Origin of the sequence: Acinetobacter sp. YH12156 (assembly GCF_013418235.1) — a bacterium.
GTDB classification, from domain to species: Bacteria; Pseudomonadota; Gammaproteobacteria; order Pseudomonadales; family Moraxellaceae; genus Acinetobacter; species Acinetobacter pseudolwoffii.
This window is the reverse complement of record NZ_VPCL01000009.1, coordinates 1-23,360: the sequence shown is the minus strand read 5'-3', so window position 1 is coordinate 23,360 and position 23,360 is coordinate 1. Positions and strand designations below refer to the sequence as shown.

The following is a 23,360-nucleotide window of genomic DNA, read 5'->3' as shown; positions in this document are numbered from 1 at the left end:
TCTATTTCTATACACTTGTAAAAGATAAGTGGCTGAACTGTGCGGGTACTTGAAGGTCTGGCTTATATTTTACTGGACTAATTAAACTTAAACTATTAAAAAATAAATAATTAATAGAAATTAACATTGGTCATTTTTTAGAATTATATGATTAACGGTTATCTGGTTCAGGATTGAAAGTTACTTTATAAAATGGCAGAAGATTTGGAAAATATTTTCAGAATATGAAAACTTTGTGAAAAATAAATAAATATTGTATAACAGGGAGAGTGCAATATTTTGCTATTTTTATTGATTATTAAGAAAGAGTATAAAAATGGAACTGGATCGTTTCGATAAACATATTCTAGAAATATTGACCCATGAGGATGTCAATCTGAATGAACTGTCAGAGCGGGTAAATTTATCTGTGAGTTCAGTCCATCGCCGGATCAAACACTTGATCGATCACAATATTATCAGTGGCTTAAAGCGTGAAATTAATTATCAGAAATTAGGTTTCACGCTGCATGTACTGTTACAGGTGTCGCTAAGTAAACATGATAGTGATACTTTTGCTAAATTTCTGGAAGAACTGGAAAGTATTCCCGAAGTGATTAATGCCTTTTTGGTCACCGGCCAGTCTGCGGATTTTATTGTCGAAGTAGTGGCGCGAGATATGGAAAATTATAGTGAAATTTTACTCAAGCGTATTGGGAAAATTGAGCATGTGGTTGCACTGCATTCGAGCTTTGTCATTAAAGAATATAATGTCTTTAACTGTAGCGGACTACTCAATAAAGTTTGATCCTAGGCGAGAGTAGTAGACAACTATAAAAAACGCACCCAAGGGTGCGTTTTTAGTTTTGATCAAGCTTAAGCGTCTAATTGCGCCATCACTTCATCAGTAAACTCTACGTTGGTATATACGTTTTGAACATCATCTAAATCTTCAAACATATCGATCATTTTCAAAATCATTTTGGCTTGATCAACATCTGTAATTTCAGCTTTGGTTGAAGGGCTCATCACCACTTCAGCATTGTCAGACTTCAGACCTGCTGCAGTGAGCGCATCCTGTACATCACCAAAGCTTTCAGGCGTGGTAATTACCAGAATTTCATCTTCAGCAATTTCAATATCTTCCGCGCCTGCTTCCAAAGCTACTTCCATGATTTGATCTTCTAAAGAAACATCTTCAAAAGTGATCTCGCCACGTTTGGTAAACAGATAAGCCACTGAACCGGCAGTACCTAAGTTACCATTGGTTTTTGAGAAGCAATGGCGAACATCAGGAACAGTACGATTCAGGTTGTCTGTCATGGTCTCTACCAGAACAGCAACACCCCCTACACCATAACCTTCATAGGTCACTTCTTTCAGGTCGTCGTTATCTTCGCCACCCGCACCACGTTGAATGGCACGGTTGATCACATCACGTGTCATATTTACAGATAATGCTTTTTCAACCACCGCACGCAGACGAGGGTTGCTACCTGCATCTGGACCACCGAGTTTTGCCGCAGTGGTTAATTCACGAATATATTTGGTAAAAAGCTTACCACGACTCGCATCTTGTTTTGCTTTACGATGCTTAATATTGGCCCACTTGGAATGACCCGCCATGCGAACTTTGCTCCTTGTAGATTGGCTGTATGCCTATCAGAATGCCGAAATTCTACCATAAGCTTTTTTTTAAAAAAAAGTGTCTGGATTTGAGATTTCAGGATAAAACAAAAAAATTGTATTAAATTGATAGAAAAGGGGAATGCTATAGTGCAGTTTTTGATTTTATTTTTCAAATTTATACAAATGCTTTAGGAGGACATGAACAGCAAAGGATCTGTTCATGTCGAGCACTGTTACTGAGCTTATTCCGGAATGACAATATCCAGATCCACTTTATCTTTATAGAGCTGTTTGATTAAGGCCAGATCTTGAGCCAGATCTGTTGGATAGATTTTGCCTAAAATGCCACCTTGTTTGGTTCTGGAATTGGCATATAGCAACACAATCGGCACATTGGCAGCTTTGGCAATATGCCAGAAGCCGGTACGGATCGGTTTACGTGCTTCACCTTGCTTGGCACGTGTCGCTTCTGGTGCAATCACCAGATTAAACTTTTCATTATTCTGAAAATGCTCCACCATCTGGGTCACGATATCTTTATTGGCCTTGCGGTCAACAGGAATACCGCCGACAGCTTTTAATAGCGGTTTGAAAGGTCCTTTAAATAGTTCTTTTTTGATCAAGGTATGAACTTTAAGATCATAAATCTGGAAGAGGGCAATCGACAGCACTGCATCCATCATTGAAGTATGTTCAAAGCCAATAATGACCTGTTTGTCTTCGAGTACATCTGGTTCGACATGATATTGCCAACCCGCAAGTTTAAATGCAGATTCGCCAATGAATTTATTTAGCATAAGCACAGATTAAGTAAAAGCCATATGTGGAGAATTGCATAATTTCTTCTTGTTCGACCATTCAGTCAATAGGCTGGCAAATAAAACGTGTAAATAATGTAGAAATCTATAATTTCTTGATCTTTTTAAACTGAAATATTAAGAGCTAAAATGTATAAATAAAAAATTTTGATATTAAAAAAGTATTATTAGATATAAAAAAAGTCTTAAAATGGTGAAAAAATGACTATCCAGAGCAAGATTTAGTTATTAGACTTTTGTCGAAGAAGAGAAGGGGTATTAATCCTTTCTATTTTGTTGTTCTTTCTACTCTGAGATTGAAAACTATGACATACATGACAGCCTTTGTAGTCTCTTTATTGATTTTAGTGCTTATAATTGTATGGTCTTTCATCGAAATTAAGCAGGATTTGCGTAAAGAAAAAGAAATGAAGTCTCAATTCTAATTTTTCTTTATTCTGCAGCTCATATACTTTTCCATCATTTTTAATATTTTATCAAATATTTTTTGATACTTTATAAATATACTGAGACGTCAAATCTATCAAATGTATGCTTTATTCTATGAGGTTGACGTCAATATTTCAGGCTAGGCTGCCTTAAATTGATCTGTATATACCCATTTTTCTGCATGTCTTTAGACTGAAGTATTAAAGAACTAGAATTTCTTTCGAATCAAGTCATGATGATTGCTGCCTAAGTGTTCAAGTGGTTATAAAAGTACTTGTCTTTCAAAAAAATCTTAGCTAGTATTCATGACGCTTGAACTTATTGATAAATAAAGTTTTCAGCATGTAGGGCCTATAGCTCAGTTGGTTAGAGCAGCGGACTCATAATCCGTTGGTCGACAGTTCAAGTCTGTCTGGGCCCACCATATAAAACAACCACTTACGTGTACTAATCGTAAGTGGTTTTTTTGTTTTTGCAAGCTAGTAAGCAAATGGTAAGCAGATGAAATCAACTTAAACAAACAGTTTTTTGTATAGTTCTTCTAGGTTTGGATCTGTGCTTGGAATGAAGTCTTGAAGTTTCGGGTGAATGCGGAAATCTGCTTCGGCTTTTGTAGATATCTCTTTAACTTCACTAGACCAGTTTTTCCTTCTGTATTCTCGCCAATTTAATTTAATTTTGAGTGGTCGACTGTATCCTTTTAATTCTATAAGGAAGATCTGATCACATAATTCATCAAATAAAAAGACATGTGAACGATGGAAGTGAGGATTTCTTTTTAGTAATAACTCTAATGAATTGATGAGGAGTGAACAGCAATCATTAGAAAGAGCGGTACTATTAATGGTTACTCCCCAGTGATGCAATAAATACAATGCACATAGGCTGTCGAGTGAGCCATAGCTTGCTATATGTTTTAAGCAACTCTTATCAAAGTCTTTAATACGTCCATTGGATGAAATGAACTCTACGATATGGCGAGGTAAAGTAGCTAATACTGATAATATAAGATCTTCATCAAATGTTTGATATTTCAAGATTTTCCATAGAGGATGGTTAATAATATTAGATGAGCCAGTACATTTAGATTCAACATTATTTATCTGGTATTTTTGTGGTGTGGATAACCCACATTTATACTTTGTAAATAAGTTCTGTACCTTGTAATCTTTGTGGTATCCATAAAAAAATTTCTCCATATCATAATCATTTTTATATTTCCCAAAGCTTACTAACTGATTATAAAAAAAGTCATACCAACTTATTGTTTTTGCAAAATCTAACCTAGTTCTTCGCGGGCGGCCCATGTATCACTCTGACTGACTAAAGTACAACTTATCTTAACTGAAAATTTAGAAAGAAAAACATTATTTTGCAAAGTATTATTCCAAATTGATTTGTGGTGTTATGACTCTAAATCAACAAGGACACAAAAAAATGTCATTTAAGCATAAACATAGGCCGATTACAGATGATCGACTTGTACTAACTACTAAAGAGACAGCTAGGCTCTTAGGGTATGCAGAACAAACTTTACGTAAGTGGGCTTTATATGAAAATGGCCCAATTAATCCTATTAGATATGGACGTACTCTTCGCTGGAGTAAGGCAGAAGTCTATAAATTTGCCCGGGTGAAAGAAGACTAATTTTGAAGATGGTATGGACTAATTGCTCATACCTATTTACTAGGTTTCAACATGCAAAAAAAATCATTTGAAGTTCTGATCAAACTCAGAGCAGTTTTGATATTAGATTTACCAGACTTTATTCGAGGTTTTATCTTGAATCTTAAAAACAAGTTGGATGCTTACATCAAAAGAATTCTTAACACGGGGGCGAAATCGAATAAAGCCGTTGATGAATTTGAGGTCCTAAAATGGTTAGTCGATAAAACTTCTTTAGATTTGGAACAGATTCCAAAGCACAAACAGAAACATGTGCATGCTGTGCTGTTTACCTGTTTTTTTACTCAATTGTCCGAAGCCTTAGGTCTGCGGTTATCACAGCATATGCGATCGGATCCAAATCTGCAGCGTCATGTTCAATTGAGTGCCAGCACCTATAAAAAATACTTCAAGTTGCATAAAGACTTGAACCTCAAGTTAGAGCAAAACCAAATTTTCAATTTTTACCCTAAAAAATTATGGTGATTTTATGAGTCAAAATGATAAATCTTCAGTGTTAGACGAAGAAACCAAATTATTGGAAGAATGGGTCAATCAGTCCCTGAGCGAAAAAAAACAAATTTTGAATCAGCTCCTTGCGCAAGATCAGCAGGCACAGGAACTGTATGCTGCTGCTCACAAAATACATGTGGTGATTAAAAATAATCGGATAGTGACACAACAGAAATTATTAGCAGGCTTAACGCAATGGACTAAAAGTGCATCTATAGGACAACTAAGCGACCAACAAAAAGCAGCATTCATCTATTCCTATCTTTTGACTGCAGTCTTGTGCGAAATGCTGAAGGGAATCATCTTGTTAGAGCCTCAGATTACAAGGGATGAAAAGGATGAAAAAAAGGTTATTCTAAATAATTGTAAAAACAACAATAAAATCAATACAGTATCTTATAATTTAAAACTTCTTTTGCAAAAGCAGTTATCGAATACTGAGAAAAATAAACTGTTGTATAAAAAAGTTACACGAAAACTCCAAGCTATGGATGAATTTGATGCCAACGAGTTAAAAATTCTTTTAGAGCGTAAAACAATAAAAAATGATTTTGAACAGCTTAATCTTGGCCGCTATATTCAACAATTTATTATTGTTTTCAACGAGATTGCCAATAGTAGATTAAATTCAACAGTAATTAATGTTCAGGCTTTAATTAACGATATTAAAAAGGGTATGACCTATAAATCTGATTCAGGCACATCATCGTTGGATGTAGAGAATGAGGATACTGGACAAGATACAGACGTCAATATTTCTGATCCTGAACAGGATGAAATCGCCAAGCGGGTGAAGGGGAGTTTCGCTGATGACAAACAGAAACAGCTTGAAAAGCAAGCTAAGCGAATTCAGCGACGTGACTTAGCCTGTAAAACTAATCCGCTTTATCTGAAACCCAGTTTATTAACTGAGGTATATCAGCGATTGCACGAGTGTTATCAAGAAAATACGAGAAATGATGCATATCAATCGGCTCTAGCTGTGTGTGGTCTGATGTGTCTCTTGACCGGTCTGAGTCCAACGGTCTTTCAAAAGATCAAGTATTTGATTGGTATTGGTAGAATTAAAAAAAAATCAGTCAAAAAAGTCATCCATTATTATTGGGTGATCGATCCCAAGCTGAATGCCAATCATTCCGGTGCCATGCAAGATAAAGCACAGCGTTATAATCGGGCCTTAACCCTAGAATGGCGCATACCAGCACCCTGGATCACCAGTTTAGAGGCTTTAGAGGAACCTGAATTTTGTGTGATTGAGTACAATAATTTTTTGCGGGAAGTCTTTAAAGAGCATCAGATTGGTGAAATCACCTGCGGGATGTTAGAGCGACAAATCTATTTCCATTTGGAGATGGAGACTGGTGATAACCTAGTCGCACACTTGTTGGCTAATCGAGATACTCATCATATCGTGCAATGGAACTATGAAGGGCGTCAGATCGATCAAATCGACCAGCATTTTCAAGGCTATATTAATGTTCTATTAGACCGTAGAAAAGGTGATCCATGGATTGAGAATGAACACCCTGGCCATATTTTTCATCGTGAGGAACGTATTGGTAGTCAGCGATGCTGGACTGTAGAGGCCGCGAGTGAATTTTTTAATCAGCTTTATCATTTTGTCAAAAACACATTAGCCAATACTCAAGCGAATCTGATCGAGAAGCTGAATGCTTACAGCATTTGGATGTGGCATCTTTCCTTAATCTGCCTGACGGTACGTCCAATAGTCGGCATGCCGGGGTTACTCAAACATTACGATCCTAAGGCACAACTGCTTTATGTGCATGATAAAAAAACTGATTCACGAAAAGTAGGACGTCCTGTTCCTGTTACAGGCTACTGGCAGGATCATTTCAATGCATATCGAAAATATCTGACGCAAACCATCGAGACACTCGGGATAACTAGTTTTAAAGTGAAATTGGAAAATGATGGTTTTATGCTCTATGTCATCTCACATCCTCGGATCAAGTCCCAAAAAGGTCAGGTGAATCTTGCGGAAGTCGTGGAGCATTTGGAGTTACAGCCCATGTCTGCTGATTTTGTCACGAATTACCTTAAAGAGACCGTGCAGATTTATAAAAACTGGCCAAGGCATTTCACTAAAAATCATCTCGCCTTGAGTGGTGACATTCACAATACGCTATATACCCATGATAAGCAGAGCATGGGATTCAGTCACATTTCTGGATTAAGCCCTTATCTCTACAAACACGACATTCAGCAGCAAGTTAAAAGCTTGCTCAACAAACTAGAAATCGCAAAGCTTGAAGTGCTTTAAAGGACCATCTTGTGCTTGATACATCACTCGTTACGCAATTAGAAAATGCCATTAAAAGAGAAATCGCCGACATTTTTAAGGAAATTTCTCAGCTGATCACTGCTACATACACAGATGTAAATTCTGACCTTGCTCAAATTGATTTTAAGTGGCTTGATCAGCAAATTCTGGACAAGTTCAATATCCATAGAGCAGTTTTAGAGCAGCTCTGCCAAATATCCAAATTTAAGGACAATGCTGCAGATTACCTTCAATTCTGTTTTAAACAAGTGAAACAGATTTGTAAGGAGAAAAACCAGCAGTGGCAAAAGGATTACCCTTCCTATGCCGAGAGCTATGAGATTAAGTTGCCTGATTGGATCGTCTACACACCTAAACGTCTAGACAACGTTTTTTCAGGACGAAAGTTACAGCAGGGTACTATGCTCGTCGAGGTAAAAGAAAAACTGTATGTGAATTGGGCGGATTATCTCAAACAACAAACTCAAGGTATCTTCTTATACTCTACGGCTAAAGAGCAACAAAAATTAGTGAATACCTTGTTTGAATGTCTGTGTATTTCATTAATTTTTGATCAGGGATGCATGCAACCTGAACGACTGATAGCCATTCATGATGCGATTTTTCATATGAACCTGGATAGTGGCTTGCTTCCGATCTATTCAGGTGACGAAAAGGTTCAAAAAGCTTATGTCTTTTCATACACGTTGCCCTCGACAAAGTATGGCAACATCTATCGTCAGGATGGCGAAGAAGAGGCGGAGTTATGGCAAACCCAAAATATTTATTTCAATGCCTTTGCGATGCTATGTTATCGACGGATTCAGGAGCTAATCAATAGATCGCAAGGGCATCAATTACAAAGCACTTCGCCATTGCTGTGCTGGGAAAAAGAACAGAGTGAAATTGAAACGGGGAATCAGCCTGAAGCCTTACTGCTAGAAAAACTTAAAATCCATTTAAACATTGTACTGAATATGGCGGAGGAGGGGGACTCTAGAAAAGCACGTGAGGATCAGCAGCCATTTACACAGCTTAATCACGTGAAGCTATTTTTAAAAGGCTTGGAAAAGACCGGTTTTGCCATTTTTAAGCATATGGATTATGTCTTGTGGCAAGAGATTCCTAATCTGGATGTGTTAAGTACCAGTGTACTGAACAATCAGATCATCACTTCGCCTTTAATCTATGAGCAGTATACACAGCTCTATGATCAACCCGATTGCTGGAAAACTATTCAAGCTAGAATCAAAAATCTTGAAAAAAAGCCTCAAGTCTTAGACTTGGAGATGCCTACAGTTACAGTCAAAACATTTCATGATCGACGAACCGGTCAACGTCATGAGCTGAAATCCTGGCTTTTATCTTTTCATCAGGATATCAAACCCAAACAGCTTGCGGATCAACTCCAAGAAAGCATCCAAAAATCTGAGGACTATAAATCTGCGTATGAGGCTGGAAATGGCGAGTACCTAGATTATGTAGTGGCTATTGCACATTTACGCGTGTGTCAGTGGTTAGAAAACGAATTTGCTTATCATGGGAAAGCAGCGATTAAAGTCTCAACAATCAAGCGTTACTATAGTAGTTTTGTGCTTGACCTACTTTGTTATGTTCTAGAACAGCAGATCAATCTAGATACAGCCACTGAAGAGCAGTTTGAGGAAATGTATCGCACGATTGTTGAAGAAAAACTGCTGAATGATCAGAAAAATCATAAAACGACCGCACAAACCAACAACAATAAAAAATACAATACCTCGGGTTATGCCTTTGATCGGCTGAAAGCCTTTCACCAATACTTAGTCAAGAATCATCGTGCACCGATTGTGCAATATTTATATGAACGTCAAAGTGACGGTTTATTTTTAAAAACCAGACTCATTAGTCCGCAGATGTTTCAATTGATGATACGGATTCTTAGAGAATACCCAGAAGCTTTGGGTCTGACTGAGCAGGATGCAACCTGTCTAGAATGGGTCTATACATTGGCATTTAGACTGGGCTTGCGTATTGATGAAGCTGCCGGGATCTGTATCGATGATTTTGTATCTCCGCAGTTACGAAAACATCCTGACAATCGACAGCTCTATTATGTGTTTGAATCCGCTTTAGATCAGCAGAAAGACGATCGATCTCACCATAAAATGAGAAAAACAATGGGTGATATTGATGATCTCACCCTTAGGATTCGTCTAAATTCTGAGCGTGATCTGAAAAGTGATAATGCCACGCGTCAGTTTGATTTAGCTTATTTTTTAGCACCGGACGAGTTCACAGGATTTTGTCGCTTTTATCAAAACCAGTTACCTGGCTCTAAAGCGACTGCAGCAGTCTGCAATAGAAAAATCAAACAGCTCTTTATGCTGGGTGAACAACCTTTATCCAGTACAAATTTATCAAAAATTACCCAGTTGCTGTTTAATACTGTATTAGGGACAAACGATCATCAATATACCTTTCACGCTTTCAGGCATAGTACCGCTTCACATTTGGCTATCCTTTTAAAAGGCAGCATAGCACTGGTACGTTGTTTTACTGACTATGATTCCGAGTTTGGGCGTAAGCTTAAAAAGCACATTTTACCCAATATGAAGGATGCTTCATCGCGTAGTGCCCAAGCCTGGTCTCGACTTGCGCATCTGATGGGGCATGAAGACATTCGGATCACTGCAAGACATTATCTGCATCATCTGAATATCCTGATTGCTGACATGTTTTATCAAGCAAACCGTCAATATTCACCTCAATTGATCAAGGCATTATTAGGCGATAGTCAGTTGATGCATCGCGATTTCAAGGTTAAATTTCAGTCGAATGAAAGAGATATTTTAAAATTGATGAAGAAGATTCATTCACACACAGAAAATAATTCTCAAACTGCTGCATTAAAGAGCAAGAAAAAGCAGAAGCAGCCTCAACAACAGGACGTATTTTTATACCGTGAAACGTTTCTAGACGAATACCGGAAGTGGCGGGAAAAAAAAGAAAAAGCAACGATCGATCCTGAAGTATTGAAATTCATTCAATCGATCAGCCAGCCGTTTTCTCTCTATACAAGTCACGTCAAAAATGATGCTAATCATGAGGATCTTATCGGTTTTACTTGGAAGAAAATGGTGACATGGTCTAATCACTATGAGATTGAGAAACCTTTTAACTTAAATAAAAATGTAACCCAGAAAGATCTTAAACATTTTTTTTATTGTTTAGAAAATAAAATTTCACTTGAAAAAGATCGTCCTATTTTGAATTTTAAGGCATCATCTGAAAATGACTTGATTGACTATCAAAGATTCTTAGATTTTATCAATAAACTTTATTCAAAAGATTCAGATAATTTTGAATGGGATGAATATAATCCGAGTGAATTTAATAATGTAAAAAAGGGCGAGGTGAAAATAAAAAAATATAAAATATGGAATAAAAAAGATAATAATTTTATTCAAAAGATGCTGTTGCAAAGCGTCTTTTACAAGATGAAAGAGTGCCGAGAGTATCAAAAAAGAGTGCTCAAGGGTTCTATCTGAGGTTGAGCATATGAACGGAAATTTATCAAAAAAAATACATTGAAAACATATGGATATTGTTTTTTAACTTTGCAAATTTGTTTTTGTTAGTATTTCTTAGCAGATAATCTGTTTTTGGTGTTCAAAAATAGGGATGTTTAGGGGGGGGATTTCACCCCTATTATTAGCTTTTTTGAGTGGTTTTAGACAGAAATGCAAATCTTTTTGAGAAATTTTTTAATATTTAATCTTTGTTAAAGTTAATAGAGTTATCTCGAAATTATTGTTCCTTTAAAAAAGTATTTTATTGGTTTTAATGTGATCAATTGGATTAAGTGTTAATTTATAGTAAATGGAGTTTTTATGGTTGTGAAAATCTATTTTAGGAGTTGATTTTAATTGATTGAAAATTTTTGGTATTTTTAAAAGGATGATTCTTGCTTTTAATTTATTTAGTAGGATGCTGTTTAAAACCTAAGTGCTGTGGTTACATAAAGAATAGAAAGATGGAATTACTCTAAAAAATATAAATTAGAGATATAACTCTTTCAATAATTTGATGCAACCCAACTTGGTTTCCATCAGACTTTTGCGATGATCACCTGACTACTTTTTAAGAATGTTCTTCCTAGAAGTTTGAATGTTTTTAAGAATTCATTTACTTATAAAGATCTCTATTTTTTATCTTTCCGTGATTCTATATTTTTTTAGCAGAGTACAAGTATGTGCCAGTCGATCTAAAATGACTTGTCTGTAGCATTTCGTATCATAGACTCCCCATCGGTATATAAGGATTCAACGTGCTCCTCAGATGAAATGTGATTTAGTAAATCACCAGGGGGGAGTACCTGATATTATTTGTTGTGAGCAGTGTCTTTTAGGAAGGTTGTAGCAATATTCTAATGTGGAGCTTGCGCCATGGATATTGATATTCAGGTTGATGTTTATAACGTTTCCACTCAACTTACGTATTTTGAAATTTTGAATCAATCAATTTTTTGAATTTTTTAGGTAGTATACAAGAGTTGTCAAATGGTGTGATGCAATTGAAATAGTAATCTCAGCGTTAAATAATTTAACAGATTTAGAAATCCCATTAATTGAAAAATGGAGGCGAACTAAATGAAGGATACGTATATAGAGGCAGATCATTGTATTCAAGAAGCTTTGCAAGGGAGTATTGTCCACTTAAACGATAATTTATATTTTCAAAGTGCTGAAACAGCCTTACAGCAAGTCCTTATACCTGAGCATGTTTGCTGTACAGCACCATACTGGATCATTGGATATGAGTTGCCTAAGCCGATTCAAAACCAACAGGAATTAGAGTCATTATTTACATGGCATAACTTTTTTACAGAATTTGCTAGCAATGCTGATGAATTTAAAGAGTTTAACCCTAGGGGCGAGTAATGAAACTTTATAGTGTCAGCCCTTATAGTTTTTAAATTCATCTTCATGAGTACATGATAACTTCAGTATTGACTGAATATTAAAGGATTATTTGTGAGTCGAAGTGTAAAGAGGCAACTCAGTTTCTTTTTAATCGTACTTTGCGGAGTAATTGCCTATAATTATGTGGCTACTCGTCAAATAGAACATACGGTGGTGAATTCTAGCGTTCAAGAGCGAGAGCAAGCATTTATGCAAAAACGAGCTGAATACATAAAAAATCACGGTGAGACCAGTATGGCTGATCAAGAAATTAAGCAAGAACTGGCATTCAGAAGAGCACATTTTTTAATTAATAGTTCGTCTTCGTATCAGAGTGCTAAAGAGCAAGATCTTGAAAAACTTGTAAAGTGAGATAGATATTGTGGTAGATCGGGTTGTTTCTAAAGATAATGCGAAAAAAGCCGATGAATCCTCAGTAAAAAATCAAAAAGATGAAATAATAAAGGAGGATTATATCCAGGCTATACTAAACGGAGTTGATCAACTTCCTACGAAAATCGTCAGAACTGATTAAGAAAAGATGGAGTTTCTAGATGATTGATTTTTAAGGCATTACTTAAGTTTTTATTTTATCGCTGTGATTTTAATGAGGTATTGCGAGATAGTTAGATCATTACTCAATTTTAATTTATGTCATAATTTATTAATCTTAATTTCAGATAAAAATCAAGGAGACAATCGATGTCGAGAAAAGTAATAATGACTACAAATGAAAGACGTCTTCAAGTATTAAATCAAATGCGTGCTAGCTACCATGGTGTGCAGCTTTTAAAGCAAGATAGAACTAGATTTATACAGCATAGTACTACGGCTCAATCTAGCTTATTTTCCACAAGCGATAGTAGGTATCCTGCATGTGATGAACTATCAATGGAAACGGATGATAGTGATGTGTTGAAAGAAACTGCTGAAGCTATGTACGCATCTACAGGTGATACAATTTGGTTAAGCTTTTAAGCTTGGTAATTTCGATTAAATCGTCAAGTGTTTGATCTGCAATTTTATTTTTCCAATCATTTTCTGGGTCTAAAGGATTCGAGATGAGTTTCGCCATGGTTCATGGTCTAGAAGCTAAATCAACAGTACTATAGGATGTATGATATTAGAGTTGGTTTAAATTGCTTCAACACGAGTATGCCTACTTAAACTTCGATGATCAAATTTTCTCTAAACCCATTTTTACCTTGCTCTGGCGGATAACCCAATGGATTGATCACTAATCTACATCCATCGACTACAGTATCCACTGATGTATGCGTATGTCCTGAAACCCATAACTTAAAGCCTTTGACATCTAAATCATTAATAAAATAGGGGTTAAGGGCTGATGCAACAGGATGCGTACCCCAATATGGATCAAGACAAGCTAAATGAGGCGGGAAGTGAGTAATGACAATCACATTATCTTGATCCTTAAATTTCATAATATTTTCATGATATTTTTTAAATAATTCTATGTAGTCATTAGCAGTTATCGTTCGATGATCACTGTCAATCATGATTTGATCAAAATCATAAATCGATTGTTCAGCATCTTTTTGGGACTGTAAAAGTACCTCAGGAGATGTAAGTGGTGAATTGGAGCGAAAGTTCGTAAACAGCGTGCCACCTACAAATATTTTATCTTGAATTTTGATATGGTTGTCATCAAGTAGTGCATTTTTTGGGTAGTTTTCTTTCAAGAAATTCACGACTGAACTGTAGTTAGAGCTGTAGTAATCATGATTACCTAGAACAAAGATAAATTTTTTATTGAGAGATTTACATTTTTCGGCAAACTCAATTGCACCGCTTAAGCGATTAGAAAAATCGCCAGCGTGAATAATGACATCAGCTTGCTCTGATATTGAATATTTAGAATTGTGAGTATCCGATAAAATTTGCAGTTTCAATCTACTTCCTTTATTAAATCACGCTGCTTAAATATATAGAGTTTCATTGCGATCAGTTTACAGCAACTAAATATTGTAGAAATTACAAGATACTTATCTGTATTCTTAAGCCTCTAAAAATATAGGTAATTATTTTTGAATCAATTGATCAAATATTGATCATAAAATTTGACCAATTGAATTTATGCACATAAGATAAAGATGTTACAGCAAAATCTGTGACCAGGCGTGGAAACCTGTTACTCAACGAACTAAAGAGTCGCTTTTAGTGGCTCTTTTGTGTCTACATGGCGCTTTTATGGTAAGCCAGGTAGGGCAGTCTTTGACTGGCCGTTTCGTTGAGCGGTATTTCCACACCCTATTTGGTTTGCCTCCATCTCGTGGAAAGGATGTTGGCAAACGACAATCTATCAACGAGGTTTAAAATGCGTCTTTATACTATTTCTATCTGTTTTTTCTCTAGCAAAAAGATACTTCTGAATTAATGAATATTTAATTCATTAATCACTAACTTTAATTTTAATTACTTTTAATTTCGTAATCTTACGAGATATAGAGAAGTATTGCCTAGAGAAAATAAAATGGCCCGTACTAAGCTTTTAACCAATATTATTCAAAGAAAAATGATGGTGCCTGACGAAATGTCGCACTCAAATCTGCACCATAACTTTGAAATATCACTTTATGGCTTCGCCAACCATGAGATTCTAGAAAAACTATATAAAGCAGACAATCAACGCTCCACAGAGTGTTGGAGCCCTGCTGAAATTCAGGAGTTTATTCTAAACTGTTTGAATGATCGTAATGTCAATTTATGCGTTCGCTATTGGAAAGATGCTGCTGGTAATATTTATATTATTGATGGTGGGCACAGGATTTCAATTATCTATGCTTGGATCAAAAGATACTTTATTGATGAGCAAGTAATAGGAGCCCCAAAATTCACGGCACCACAAAAACGAGATATTCGTCAGATTCGTAATCGATTAGGTGGATTAGCTGATTTTCAAGAGTTATGTAGCGATTCTGAGTTTCAGCAAAAATTAAAATCAACCAAAATTAATTTTATTGAAGTGATTGGGACACCTGAGGAAGCTCGAAAAGCCTTTTGTTCAATCAATTCGGATACGAAACGATTAGATCCAGATGAAGAATATCATTTACAAAATAGGGGGAGTGATGCTTTTTATGTGATTTATGCGTGTTGTTATATAAACGATAATAAATCTAACTTGGCTGAACTGAATTACGAGCGGATAAATGAAGTGATCACTTTGGGTGAGCAGATTCATGATCATCTTTTTAAGATAATACTTTTAGAGCCGGATTTAACACACGGTAAAAAAATCGGCTTGGTCAATGAACTCCTGAATATCATGTTTGGTGATACTAGTCAGAATACTGTGAATATAGACCAAGGTCAGCGTGTAGAAAATTTAATGCTAAAACTTAGAGTTGTGCTGTGTCGTATCGCTACACCACCAATTAGTATTCGGATTCCAAGTTTGGGCTTACACCCAAAACTATATTTTTATAAAGATAATCGTTTTCAAGTGACATCCTTTTTGGCCTGGTTCTCTATCGTCTGTGAAATTGAACAAGACTGTTTTGAAATACAGAATAAAAAGATAGATTTTATTGGATTTACTCGAGCACGCCGTGGTGTTGAAAGTTTAATTGAAAAAATTCCTGTGGCGATCAAAGAAACTGTCGGTAAGTTTGGTAGCGGCATCAGATCACATGAGCGATTGAAGAACGTGTATCAAGCCTTTATCTGTATTGGACTCAATATGGATTTAGATTTTGAAGATGAAGTTTGTTTGAACACCGTCATTCTTTCGATGAGTCAATCATTTGATTATATTAATTTTAATGATTTTTACCTTGACCGTTTTGGTGGTGATTATGATGAGAGCATTGTGGATGATGTTGTGAGCTTTGTGAAATCAGTAAGACTAACAAAGAAGAAAAAACCTTTAAATTTTTCACTCGCGACCAAAAGAAATCTTTATCAACGTGAGGAAAGGAAAACATGGAGCTATTGCGAAGTATGTGATAGCGCTCTATACCTTGAATCGACTGAAGTAGATCATCGTGAATCAAAAGCAGAAGGTGGTTACGGTGTTTTAGAAAATGGAGCAATTATTCACCCGATATGTAATCGTTTTAAGTCAGATCGTGCTTTGGAAGAAGTAAGAGCAGATTTATTTGACTAAAAAGATAAGGGAGCAAATGCTCCCTTATCTTTTTGTTTTTTAGTAGACTGGGGTCAGTGTTTAGCCTAAGCAACCAATATGAAAACAATAGACTATTACAACCAATACGCAGATCAATTTTTACAAGCCACGTTGTATGTGGATATGGAAAGCCTATACCAACCATTTTTAGCTGAGTTGCCAGATTCTGCACGCATCCTGGATTTAGGCTGTGGCTCAGGGCGTGACACTTTGGCTTTTAAAAATAAAGGCTATCAAGTGGATGCGACGGACTATTCTGAAGTATTGGTCGAACGAGCGAGCCAACTGACTGGTATCGCTGTTCAGCAGCTAAGTTTTTATGAGCTTGATATGCACGATGTTTATGATGGGGTATGGGCATGTGCCTCTTTACTACATTGTGCTCGTAATAGACATCCCTGATGTTTTAAAACGTATTCATGCTGCATTACGCCGTGGCGGTGTGTGCTATATGTCTTTTAAATATGGAACAGCAGATAGAGTAAAAGGCGGTAGGGCGTTTACTGACTTAAATGAAGAGCAGGCTCAGGAATTGTTAGACCAGTTGAATGGGGTTAGGGTATTAAAACAGTGGATTACAGTAGATCAGCGACCTGATCGACAAGAAAAATGGCTGAATGTACTTTGGAAAAAACATGCCTGACTTTATTCCTACTGCACAAGAACAACTTAAATTTCTAAAAAATATTCAGCTGATTTTACAGTCGGGTAGTTTTAGTAGCACCTATAAATTTGCATTGCTGATTAGCCTAAGCCGATTAGCTATTGAAAAAGGGCAAGATTCAGGTGAGAGTCTATCACTCGAATATACGGATATCGCTGAGAAGTTTATCGAGCTATATTGGAAGCAAGCAGTACCCTATACCTTTAATGATGAAGGGCAGCTGATTTTAAATCAGAACAATGGTAAGCAAGCTGCCATTGTGAATCGCATTATACAGCTTCGGCAAAGCTACTCTTCTTTGGGGTTATTAAGACGAGATTCATTGGTGTGGTTGAAGCTCGTTAAAGATGTCGCTCGCACTGTAAAAGACATGCCAGTCCGCTACTTGCAAAACATCAACGGTCAAAATTTTGAGTTTTTATATCAGCTCGATCAGTGTGGAAAGCAACTCATTCTTTTACCCCAAGTGATGTACTGCCTACGTCAATTCAGTGAAATTATTGAAGAACTTTGTCAGAAACGTTGGATAGACTACATCCGGAAGAACAGCAGTAATGCACCAATTCTGAATAAATTACCGAATCTTGAACAATTCATGTTTGAGCCGAGTCGAAACCAATTAAATGCTGTGGCTAATGTGTTGGTCGAGCTACAGGACTGTAAATGCTTCTACTGCAATAAACCGATGCGCAATGGCAATTACGCCGTTGATCATTTCATTCCATGGTCTATGTATCCATCAGATACAGGGCATAACTTCGTATTGGCAGATTCAAGCTGTAATTCTAAGAAAAGTAATTTACTGGCATCTTATGAATTTTTGCATAAGTGGTACGAGCGGAATGAAGAGCAGGATTTGATTATTGTAGATCAGATATCTGTACTTGGTTTTTTGACAGATAAAGAGCGGTTGCATAAGGTGGCTGAGTGGGCTTATGCACAGGGAAAAGAAAATAATTATTTAATGTGGATGGGTTAAGTTTATAGGGGAAGACATGGCACGTTATCAATATGCAAAAAATGAATATGGTGAAATTGTCAAAGCAGTTGATTTAGTCGGACAAGAAGAAAAATCTGAATACATTTGCCTTGGCTGTGGCAATCCTTTAATTGCAAAGGTAAATGGAAAAATAAAGAAGCCCCATTTCGCTCATAAGACTGTACTTGAGTGTAATGGTGAAACCTATTTACACCGATTGGGTAAACGGGCTTTTTTTGACACTTATCAGAAATGTTTAGCTGAAAATGAACCGTTTTACATTAGCTTTCACGTGCCCAAGAAGTGTGAAAAATTTAAAAGAACCATACGAAAACATTGTGATCTTGGTTATACAGAGAAATGCTTTGATCTCACAAATTATTTTTCACAAATACAAGTTGAAAAAAGGCACGATCAGTTTATTCCAGACCTATTGTTAACCCGTCAAAATAATGCCGAAGATTGTATTTATATTGAAATTGCTGTGACTCATTTTTTGAGTGAGAAAAAAGAAAGCTCAGGCAAACGAATTATTGAAATACCATTAGATTGCGAAGAGGATGTCGAAAAAATATATAGGGCAGATTTGAAGCCAAGCGATGCTCTCTTTTTGGGATTCAATCAAGAAAGTGCTCCCATAGTTGATGCTGATTGTAAATGTATGCACAAACGGTATTTTTTATTTCTTGTTTGGGATTCAGGTAAGGCTTGGCTAGGTTTGGAATATTTAGCAGATATAAAAGCTAAGTTATCGAAGTATCAAGATAAAATTGAATATAGCAATATTATTGAAACTGATTTGGAATTTGAGAACTCAAATGTACTGATGGGTTATGCGCATGGGGATATGTTTATTTCACAGTTAAAACTTGCGGTTGAAAAGAAAGTACCTGTGAAGAGTTGTTTTTTGTGTAAATATAGTGGTGATAATTATAACTATACAGAAGGTCTACCTATCTATTGCAAAGCGAAGAAGAAGGCCTGTAATTCTAATCAGGCAGCAGAGTGTGATTGGTATCGGCTGGCATAGGAAAAATAAATAAAATGGTGGTTGTTTAATTTTTAACCTAATTTGTTGGGTTTTCGGCAAAATTGAGAAATTTCTTTCTTCATAATTCTTACATCGGTCTAGAAACGCCGTGACATTCGTATATGTAAGGAGATAAAGATGAGTAAAGCAGGCTGGCCAAGTACAACAGGGAGTCCTTCAGGCGGTGGTCGTGATAATAATCCACCACGTAAATAGGGAGCGCTACGAATGCATTTAAGATTGCAAGTATCAGGCCCAAAAGGAGTTGGACTTTTTTCACCTGAAACAACTGATGAATTGGAAACAATGTTAGGACATAAAGTTGTTCTATTAAAAGAACCACGTTCAGAATTTGGACTCGGTAGTGTTGTGAATGTCTTTAAGACTGCACAGTCTTTGAATATGCATTTAGACATTGGTGATAAAGATGATTCATGGGATTTTCTGTTATTGCCTTATAAGCCTTTTGATAAATCAGTTTTGAAAATTTATAAGAATGAGGCACTTTGGAAAATCAGACGTAGTCATGAAACTTTCCCAAGATGGTCACAAATGGATTATGAAGATGCTGTGGAGTTCTTTAATGAGATTTCACAAGTCGCTGGCTGGCCAAGTACTACAGGGAATCCGTCAGGTACCGGTCGTGATAATAATTCTTCACTTAAATGAGAGATCGTATGAAGATTAAATTATTGGTCTCTGAGGCAAATGGCAAATATTTTTATGAACCTAAAACTGTTGCTGAACTTGAGCATATTTTAGGTACTCCCGTTGTGCTTTTAAAACAGCCGATCTATGCATTGGGGCTTGGATGTGTGGTTAATGTGTTTAGAACAGTTCAAGCTTTAAACATTGGGCTTGAGATTGGTACAGAAAAGGATGATTGGAGTTTTATTATTCGTCCTGAGCATAACTTTAACCCTAGCATGGGGCGTGCTTTTGAGGACAATGCTTGGCGCCAAATTAGAAAATCACACGTTGATTATCCTTTATGGTCAAAGATTGATTATGAAGACGCCGTAGCTTTCTTTGAGGAGTTTCGCTTTGGAGGAGGTTGGCCGAGTAAAACGGGTAATCCTTCAGGCAGTGGTAGATACAACAATTTGTCACAGGTTAGAGGTGGATATGGAAATTAGAGTATATGTGAATCGCTCTACTATCATTAATCATCCACGAAACTATCAGGTAAGCAGTATTCCTGAGTTGGAATCTGAACCGTACCGGGTTTGTCGGAGACTTTTTATTTAAGTTAGGCCACCTGACCTAACGGGTTAATCTTATCATAGTACATTGCTTCAAAATCAAAAGGCGATACATAACCCAGTGCACTGTGTACACGCTTTTTGTTGAACCAATCTACCCAGTTTAGTGTCGCAAGTTGTACATCCGCTAAACCTTGCCAATCTGCTTTTAAATATTCAATCACCTCTGTTTTGTATAAGCCATTCACCGTTTCAGCCAAAGCATTATCGTATGAGTCACCCGTTGTACCGACTGAAGCTCGTAAATTTGCTGCTTCTAAACGATTGGTATAGCGAATCGAAAGATATTGCACACCCCTGTCGGAATGATGAATCACATTCTTTGGCATGCCTCGGTCATGCAATGCTTGCTCCAATGCATCCAGGACCATGTCTGTATTCATACGTATTGATACTTTCCATCCAACAATTGCTCGTGAGAACACGTCAATAACAAATGCGGTATATACCCAGCCTGAATGAGTTTGAATATACGTAAAGTCACCCACCCATAGTTGGTTTGGATGATCAGCATTAAAATTACGTTTCACTAAATCATCTGCCCGTTTTTGGTCATCTCGGTTACGGGCGGTTTGTTTATTCTTACCACGCCAAACACCTTGTATACCTAGCTTTTGCATCAATCGAGCAACTGTACAACGTGCAATCACATAGCCTTCACGTTTCAGTTGTTGCCAGACCTTACGCACACCATACCGACCTGAACTTTCCTTCCAAATTCGTTTAATTTGTTCAGCATGATGAAGGTCATGTAAATCTCGCTTTGCTCGATGTTCTGGATTGTCCGCGAGATCTAAAGTCTGGTAATAGGTTGAAGCAGCGATCGGTAAAATCCTACAAATCGCCTCAACACCATATCGATCTTTATTGTTAAGGATAAAATCCACCATTATTTGTGTGGGCGGTCGAGCTCCGCCTGGGCGAAAAAAGCGGCTGCTTTACGTAGAATTTCATTGGCACGTTGCAGTTCTTTATTTTCGCGTTCCAGTTGTTTGATACGTTCTTGGTCTGAAAGCTGCTGTGCTTTAACTGGATTTTGTTGATCTAAGTATTTTTGATACCAAACACGTAGTGTTTCAGGAGTACAGCCAATTTTAGGAGCAATAGCGGTGATCGCAGCCCAATTCGATGGATAATCTTTCTCGGATTCAATCAATAATTGAACCGCTCTTTCTCTGATTTCAGGGGTATATTTTAATTTTGTCATCGGGATAGTCTCTCAGAATATTGACTCTCCGACAAACCCGGTACGGTTCACTTTGTGCAACAAAGCCTTTTCGAATTATAAAAGAAGATTGCTAACGCGTTTAAATTATTGTGCCGAACGAATTATACACAGCCGAACGAATTATACACATTTAATATTTATGTTTGCAAAAAATTGCAAACCAAGTATCATTTTTACATCCTAAATGTGCATCTATATCTAATTTTAAACATTTTATTTAAGAAGAGCCTATTATGATTAATATAAAAGTTGTTTCAAAAGACAGTCATAATGTTTTATCCGAAACGACAACTCAAGACACGTTGTCTTTAGTTGAGCCATCGGTTGTTATTTTAAATGTTTCAAAAGAGAGTATCGCGAGTATTAAAGCAGACGGTTTGGATGCTGTAGTACAATTAAATGATGGTCAAACGATAACTATAAAAGATTTTTTTGCTGCAGATAATACTTTGGTATTGGGGGATGGCGATAAATTATTGTGGGTGCAATTTACTGACGACACAGGTGCATTTTTAAATGAGGTTGTATATAATCCACTGTCTGAAATAAAACCATTACTTTATAAAGATGGAGTGCCGGCTTGGGCTTGGATTCCTCCATTAGCTGCTTTAGGTGCGCTTAACTTTGATAAATCTATTAAAAGCTCGAATGATAAACACGATACTACGCTAGAAAGTGCAGAAAAAGCAGTTAAAGATGCTGTAGATGCATATCAAAAAGCAAAAGATAAATTAGATGCCGCACTTAAAGATGGTTTAATCACACCTACAGAAAAAGCAGAAATTGAAAATGCGATTGCAGAAGCAGAAAAAGCCAAACAAGAAGCAAATGACAAGTTAAATGCTTTGGCAGATGGTGAGCAAAAAAACGATTTGGAACAGCAGTTAAATGCACTACCTGAGTTAAAAGTACCCCCTATAAATGACAAAAATGAAAATGGAATCGCTGACGACATTGATGCTGCGCTCGACGATGCAGAACAAGCGGTTAAAGATGCCCAAGACAAATATGATGCTTTAGAAAAAGAGATCGAAGGCAAAGGCGGGATCATCAACCCTGAAGACAAAGCTGCTTTAGATAAGTCTAAAGAAGAGCTCGATGCAGCGATCAAAGAAGCAGAAGACTTAGTCAATGCGTTACCTGATCAACCAGCGTCAGTGCAAGACAAAAAAGATCAACTCACAGAAGATCTCAATAATCTTAAAACCCCTGGCATCACTGTACCTGAAGTGAATGACCAAGATGGTAATGGTATTGATGACAGCGTTGAAGCTGCGATCGACGATGCAGAACAAGCGGTTAAAGATGCCCAAGACAAATATGATGCTTTAGAAAAAGAGATCGAAGGCAAAGGCGGGATCATCAATCCTGAAGACAAAGCTGCTTTAGATAAGTCTAAAGAAGAGCTCGATGCTGCGATCAAAGACGCAGAAGATTTAGTCAATGCGCTACCTGATCAACCAGCGTCAGTGCAAGACAAAAAAGATCAACTCACAAACGATCTCAATAATCTTAAAACCCCTGGCATCACTGTACCTGAAGTGAACGATACCGACAGCGATGGCACCATCGACAGCAGCGTTGCAGCAGCGACAGCGGCGGTAGAAGCGGCTGAAGAAGCAGAGCAAGATCTTATCGATGCGATTGCAGACAAAGGCGGCATCATCAATCCTGACGACAAAGCAGAATTGGATGCACTTAAAGCAGCCGTTGATACAGCGAAAGGCATAGCCCAAGGCTTAGTTGATGCATTGCCAGCCTCTGAATCAGCAAAACAAACAGAGCTT

Annotated in this window: 19 protein-coding genes, 1 tRNA gene, 2 pseudogenes and 1 other annotated feature; of the genes and pseudogenes, 16 read left to right on the top strand and 6 right to left on the bottom strand. The window is 36.9% G+C overall.

What is annotated here, in order from left to right; genetic code table 11:
• The first annotated feature begins 316 nt into the window (after positions 1-316).
• Positions 317-787, top strand: coding sequence for an Lrp/AsnC family transcriptional regulator (locus tag FTU87_RS08760; RefSeq protein ID WP_005097392.1), 471 nt, complete (start codon positions 317-319; stop codon positions 785-787).
• A gap of 68 nt (positions 788-855) precedes the next feature.
• On the opposite strand, the gene FTU87_RS08755 is transcribed toward FTU87_RS08760, so the two are convergent.
• Both FTU87_RS08755 and FTU87_RS08750 read right to left on the bottom strand, forming a co-directional pair.
• Entirely contained in the window at positions 856-1,605 is a 750-nt protein-coding gene (locus FTU87_RS08755; RefSeq protein WP_005097391.1) for a YebC/PmpR family DNA-binding transcriptional regulator, read from the bottom strand.
• A gap of 245 nt (positions 1,606-1,850) precedes the next feature.
• Positions 1,851-2,405 carry a 1-acyl-sn-glycerol-3-phosphate acyltransferase gene (locus FTU87_RS08750; protein WP_005097390.1) on the bottom strand — a complete coding sequence of 185 codons (555 nt, stop codon included), beginning with the start codon at positions 2,403-2,405 and terminating at the stop codon, positions 1,851-1,853.
• 797 nt (positions 2,406-3,202) lie between these two features.
• Between FTU87_RS08750 and FTU87_RS08745 the strand changes: the two genes are divergently transcribed.
• Positions 3,203-3,279: transfer RNA gene (locus tag FTU87_RS08745), tRNA-Ile, on the top strand.
• Between the two features lie 88 nt (positions 3,280-3,367).
• Here the strand turns inward: FTU87_RS08745 and FTU87_RS08740 are convergent.
• Complete coding sequence (locus FTU87_RS08740) at positions 3,368-4,162, bottom strand: hypothetical protein (RefSeq protein ID WP_180097010.1); 795 nt, start codon at positions 4,160-4,162, stop codon at positions 3,368-3,370.
• Positions 4,163-4,262: 100 nt separating this feature from the next.
• Here FTU87_RS08740 and FTU87_RS08735 point away from each other — a divergent pair, with 100 nt between their 5' ends.
• From FTU87_RS08735 to FTU87_RS08720, 4 genes are read left to right on the top strand one after another with little or no spacing between them, the layout of a single operon-like run.
• A complete protein-coding gene (locus FTU87_RS08735; RefSeq protein WP_000174350.1) occupies positions 4,263-4,502 on the top strand; it encodes a helix-turn-helix domain-containing protein in 240 nt (79 codons plus the stop codon).
• 51 nt (positions 4,503-4,553) lie between these two features.
• Positions 4,554-5,006, top strand: a complete 453-nt coding sequence (locus FTU87_RS08730) for a hypothetical protein (RefSeq protein WP_004638703.1) — start codon at positions 4,554-4,556, stop codon at positions 5,004-5,006.
• Positions 5,007-5,010: 4 nt separating this feature from the next.
• Complete coding sequence (locus FTU87_RS08725) at positions 5,011-7,317, top strand: hypothetical protein (RefSeq protein WP_160243362.1); 2,307 nt, start codon at positions 5,011-5,013, stop codon at positions 7,315-7,317.
• Between the two features lie 11 nt (positions 7,318-7,328).
• Positions 7,329-10,847: a hypothetical protein gene (locus tag FTU87_RS08720; protein WP_180097008.1), complete on the top strand. Its 3,519-nt coding sequence runs from the start codon at positions 7,329-7,331 to the stop codon at positions 10,845-10,847.
• A gap of 528 nt (positions 10,848-11,375) precedes the next feature.
• Here FTU87_RS08720 and FTU87_RS15130 read toward each other — a convergent pair.
• Positions 11,376-11,787 (bottom strand): annotated as a pseudogene (locus FTU87_RS15130) (IS5/IS1182 family transposase); the annotation flags it as partial.
• Between the two features lie 161 nt (positions 11,788-11,948).
• On the opposite strand from FTU87_RS15130, the gene FTU87_RS08715 reads away from it, so the two are divergent.
• The 3 genes from FTU87_RS08715 to FTU87_RS08705 all read left to right on the top strand — a co-directional run bounded on the left by FTU87_RS08715 (position 11,949) and on the right by FTU87_RS08705 (position 13,238).
• Positions 11,949-12,239, top strand: coding sequence for a hypothetical protein (locus FTU87_RS08715; protein ID WP_180097006.1), 291 nt, complete (start codon positions 11,949-11,951; stop codon positions 12,237-12,239).
• A 93-nt stretch (positions 12,240-12,332) separates the two neighbouring features.
• The gene (locus FTU87_RS08710; protein ID WP_180097004.1) at positions 12,333-12,632 is read left to right on the top strand and encodes a hypothetical protein; all 300 of its coding nucleotides are present in this window, start codon (positions 12,333-12,335) and stop codon (positions 12,630-12,632) included.
• A gap of 330 nt (positions 12,633-12,962) precedes the next feature.
• Positions 12,963-13,238 (top strand): hypothetical protein, encoded by a 276-nt coding sequence (locus FTU87_RS08705; RefSeq protein ID WP_180097002.1) that lies wholly within the window; start codon positions 12,963-12,965, stop codon positions 13,236-13,238.
• A gap of 185 nt (positions 13,239-13,423) precedes the next feature.
• On the opposite strand, the gene FTU87_RS08700 is transcribed toward FTU87_RS08705, so the two are convergent.
• On the bottom strand, positions 13,424-14,173 hold the full coding sequence (locus FTU87_RS08700) for a metallophosphoesterase (protein WP_180097001.1): 750 nt from the start codon (positions 14,171-14,173) through the stop codon (positions 13,424-13,426).
• A 581-nt stretch (positions 14,174-14,754) separates the two neighbouring features.
• Here FTU87_RS08700 and FTU87_RS08695 point away from each other — a divergent pair.
• The 6 genes and pseudogenes from FTU87_RS08695 to FTU87_RS08670 all read left to right on the top strand — a co-directional run bounded on the left by FTU87_RS08695 (position 14,755) and on the right by FTU87_RS08670 (position 20,219).
• On the top strand, positions 14,755-16,389 hold the full coding sequence (locus tag FTU87_RS08695; protein WP_180097000.1) for an HNH endonuclease: 1,635 nt from the start codon (positions 14,755-14,757) through the stop codon (positions 16,387-16,389).
• Positions 16,390-16,467: 78 nt separating this feature from the next.
• Positions 16,468-17,053: pseudogene (locus FTU87_RS08690) on the top strand (class I SAM-dependent methyltransferase).
• The gene (locus FTU87_RS08685; protein WP_180096999.1) at positions 17,046-18,053 is read left to right on the top strand and encodes an HNH endonuclease domain-containing protein; all 1,008 of its coding nucleotides are present in this window, start codon (positions 17,046-17,048) and stop codon (positions 18,051-18,053) included. Before FTU87_RS08690 ends, FTU87_RS08685 begins: the two are co-directional and overlap by 8 nt.
• A 16-nt stretch (positions 18,054-18,069) precedes the next feature.
• Positions 18,070-19,083 (top strand): competence protein CoiA family protein, encoded by a 1,014-nt coding sequence (locus tag FTU87_RS08680; protein WP_180096998.1) that lies wholly within the window; start codon positions 18,070-18,072, stop codon positions 19,081-19,083.
• A gap of 228 nt (positions 19,084-19,311) precedes the next feature.
• Positions 19,312-19,752 carry a hypothetical protein gene (locus FTU87_RS08675; protein ID WP_180096997.1) on the top strand — a complete coding sequence of 147 codons (441 nt, stop codon included), beginning with the start codon at positions 19,312-19,314 and terminating at the stop codon, positions 19,750-19,752.
• Positions 19,753-19,760: 8 nt separating this feature from the next.
• A complete protein-coding gene (locus FTU87_RS08670; protein ID WP_180096996.1) occupies positions 19,761-20,219 on the top strand; it encodes a hypothetical protein in 459 nt (152 codons plus the stop codon).
• A gap of 113 nt (positions 20,220-20,332) precedes the next feature.
• Here FTU87_RS08670 and FTU87_RS08665 read toward each other — a convergent pair.
• A protein-coding gene (locus FTU87_RS08665; protein ID WP_180096995.1) for an IS3 family transposase occupies positions 20,333-21,552 on the bottom strand; the annotation gives its coding sequence in 2 pieces (ribosomal slippage) (positions 20,333-21,276 and positions 21,276-21,552; 1,221 coding nt in all).
• Positions 21,161-21,277, bottom strand: a sequence feature (AL1L pseudoknot). Its footprint overlaps the gene before it by 117 nt.
• Before the next feature lie 254 nt (positions 21,553-21,806).
• Here FTU87_RS08665 and FTU87_RS08660 point away from each other — a divergent pair.
• Positions 21,807-23,360: BapA prefix-like domain-containing protein (locus tag FTU87_RS08660; RefSeq protein ID WP_180096994.1), on the top strand; the 1,554-nt coding region annotated here is incomplete at its 3' end.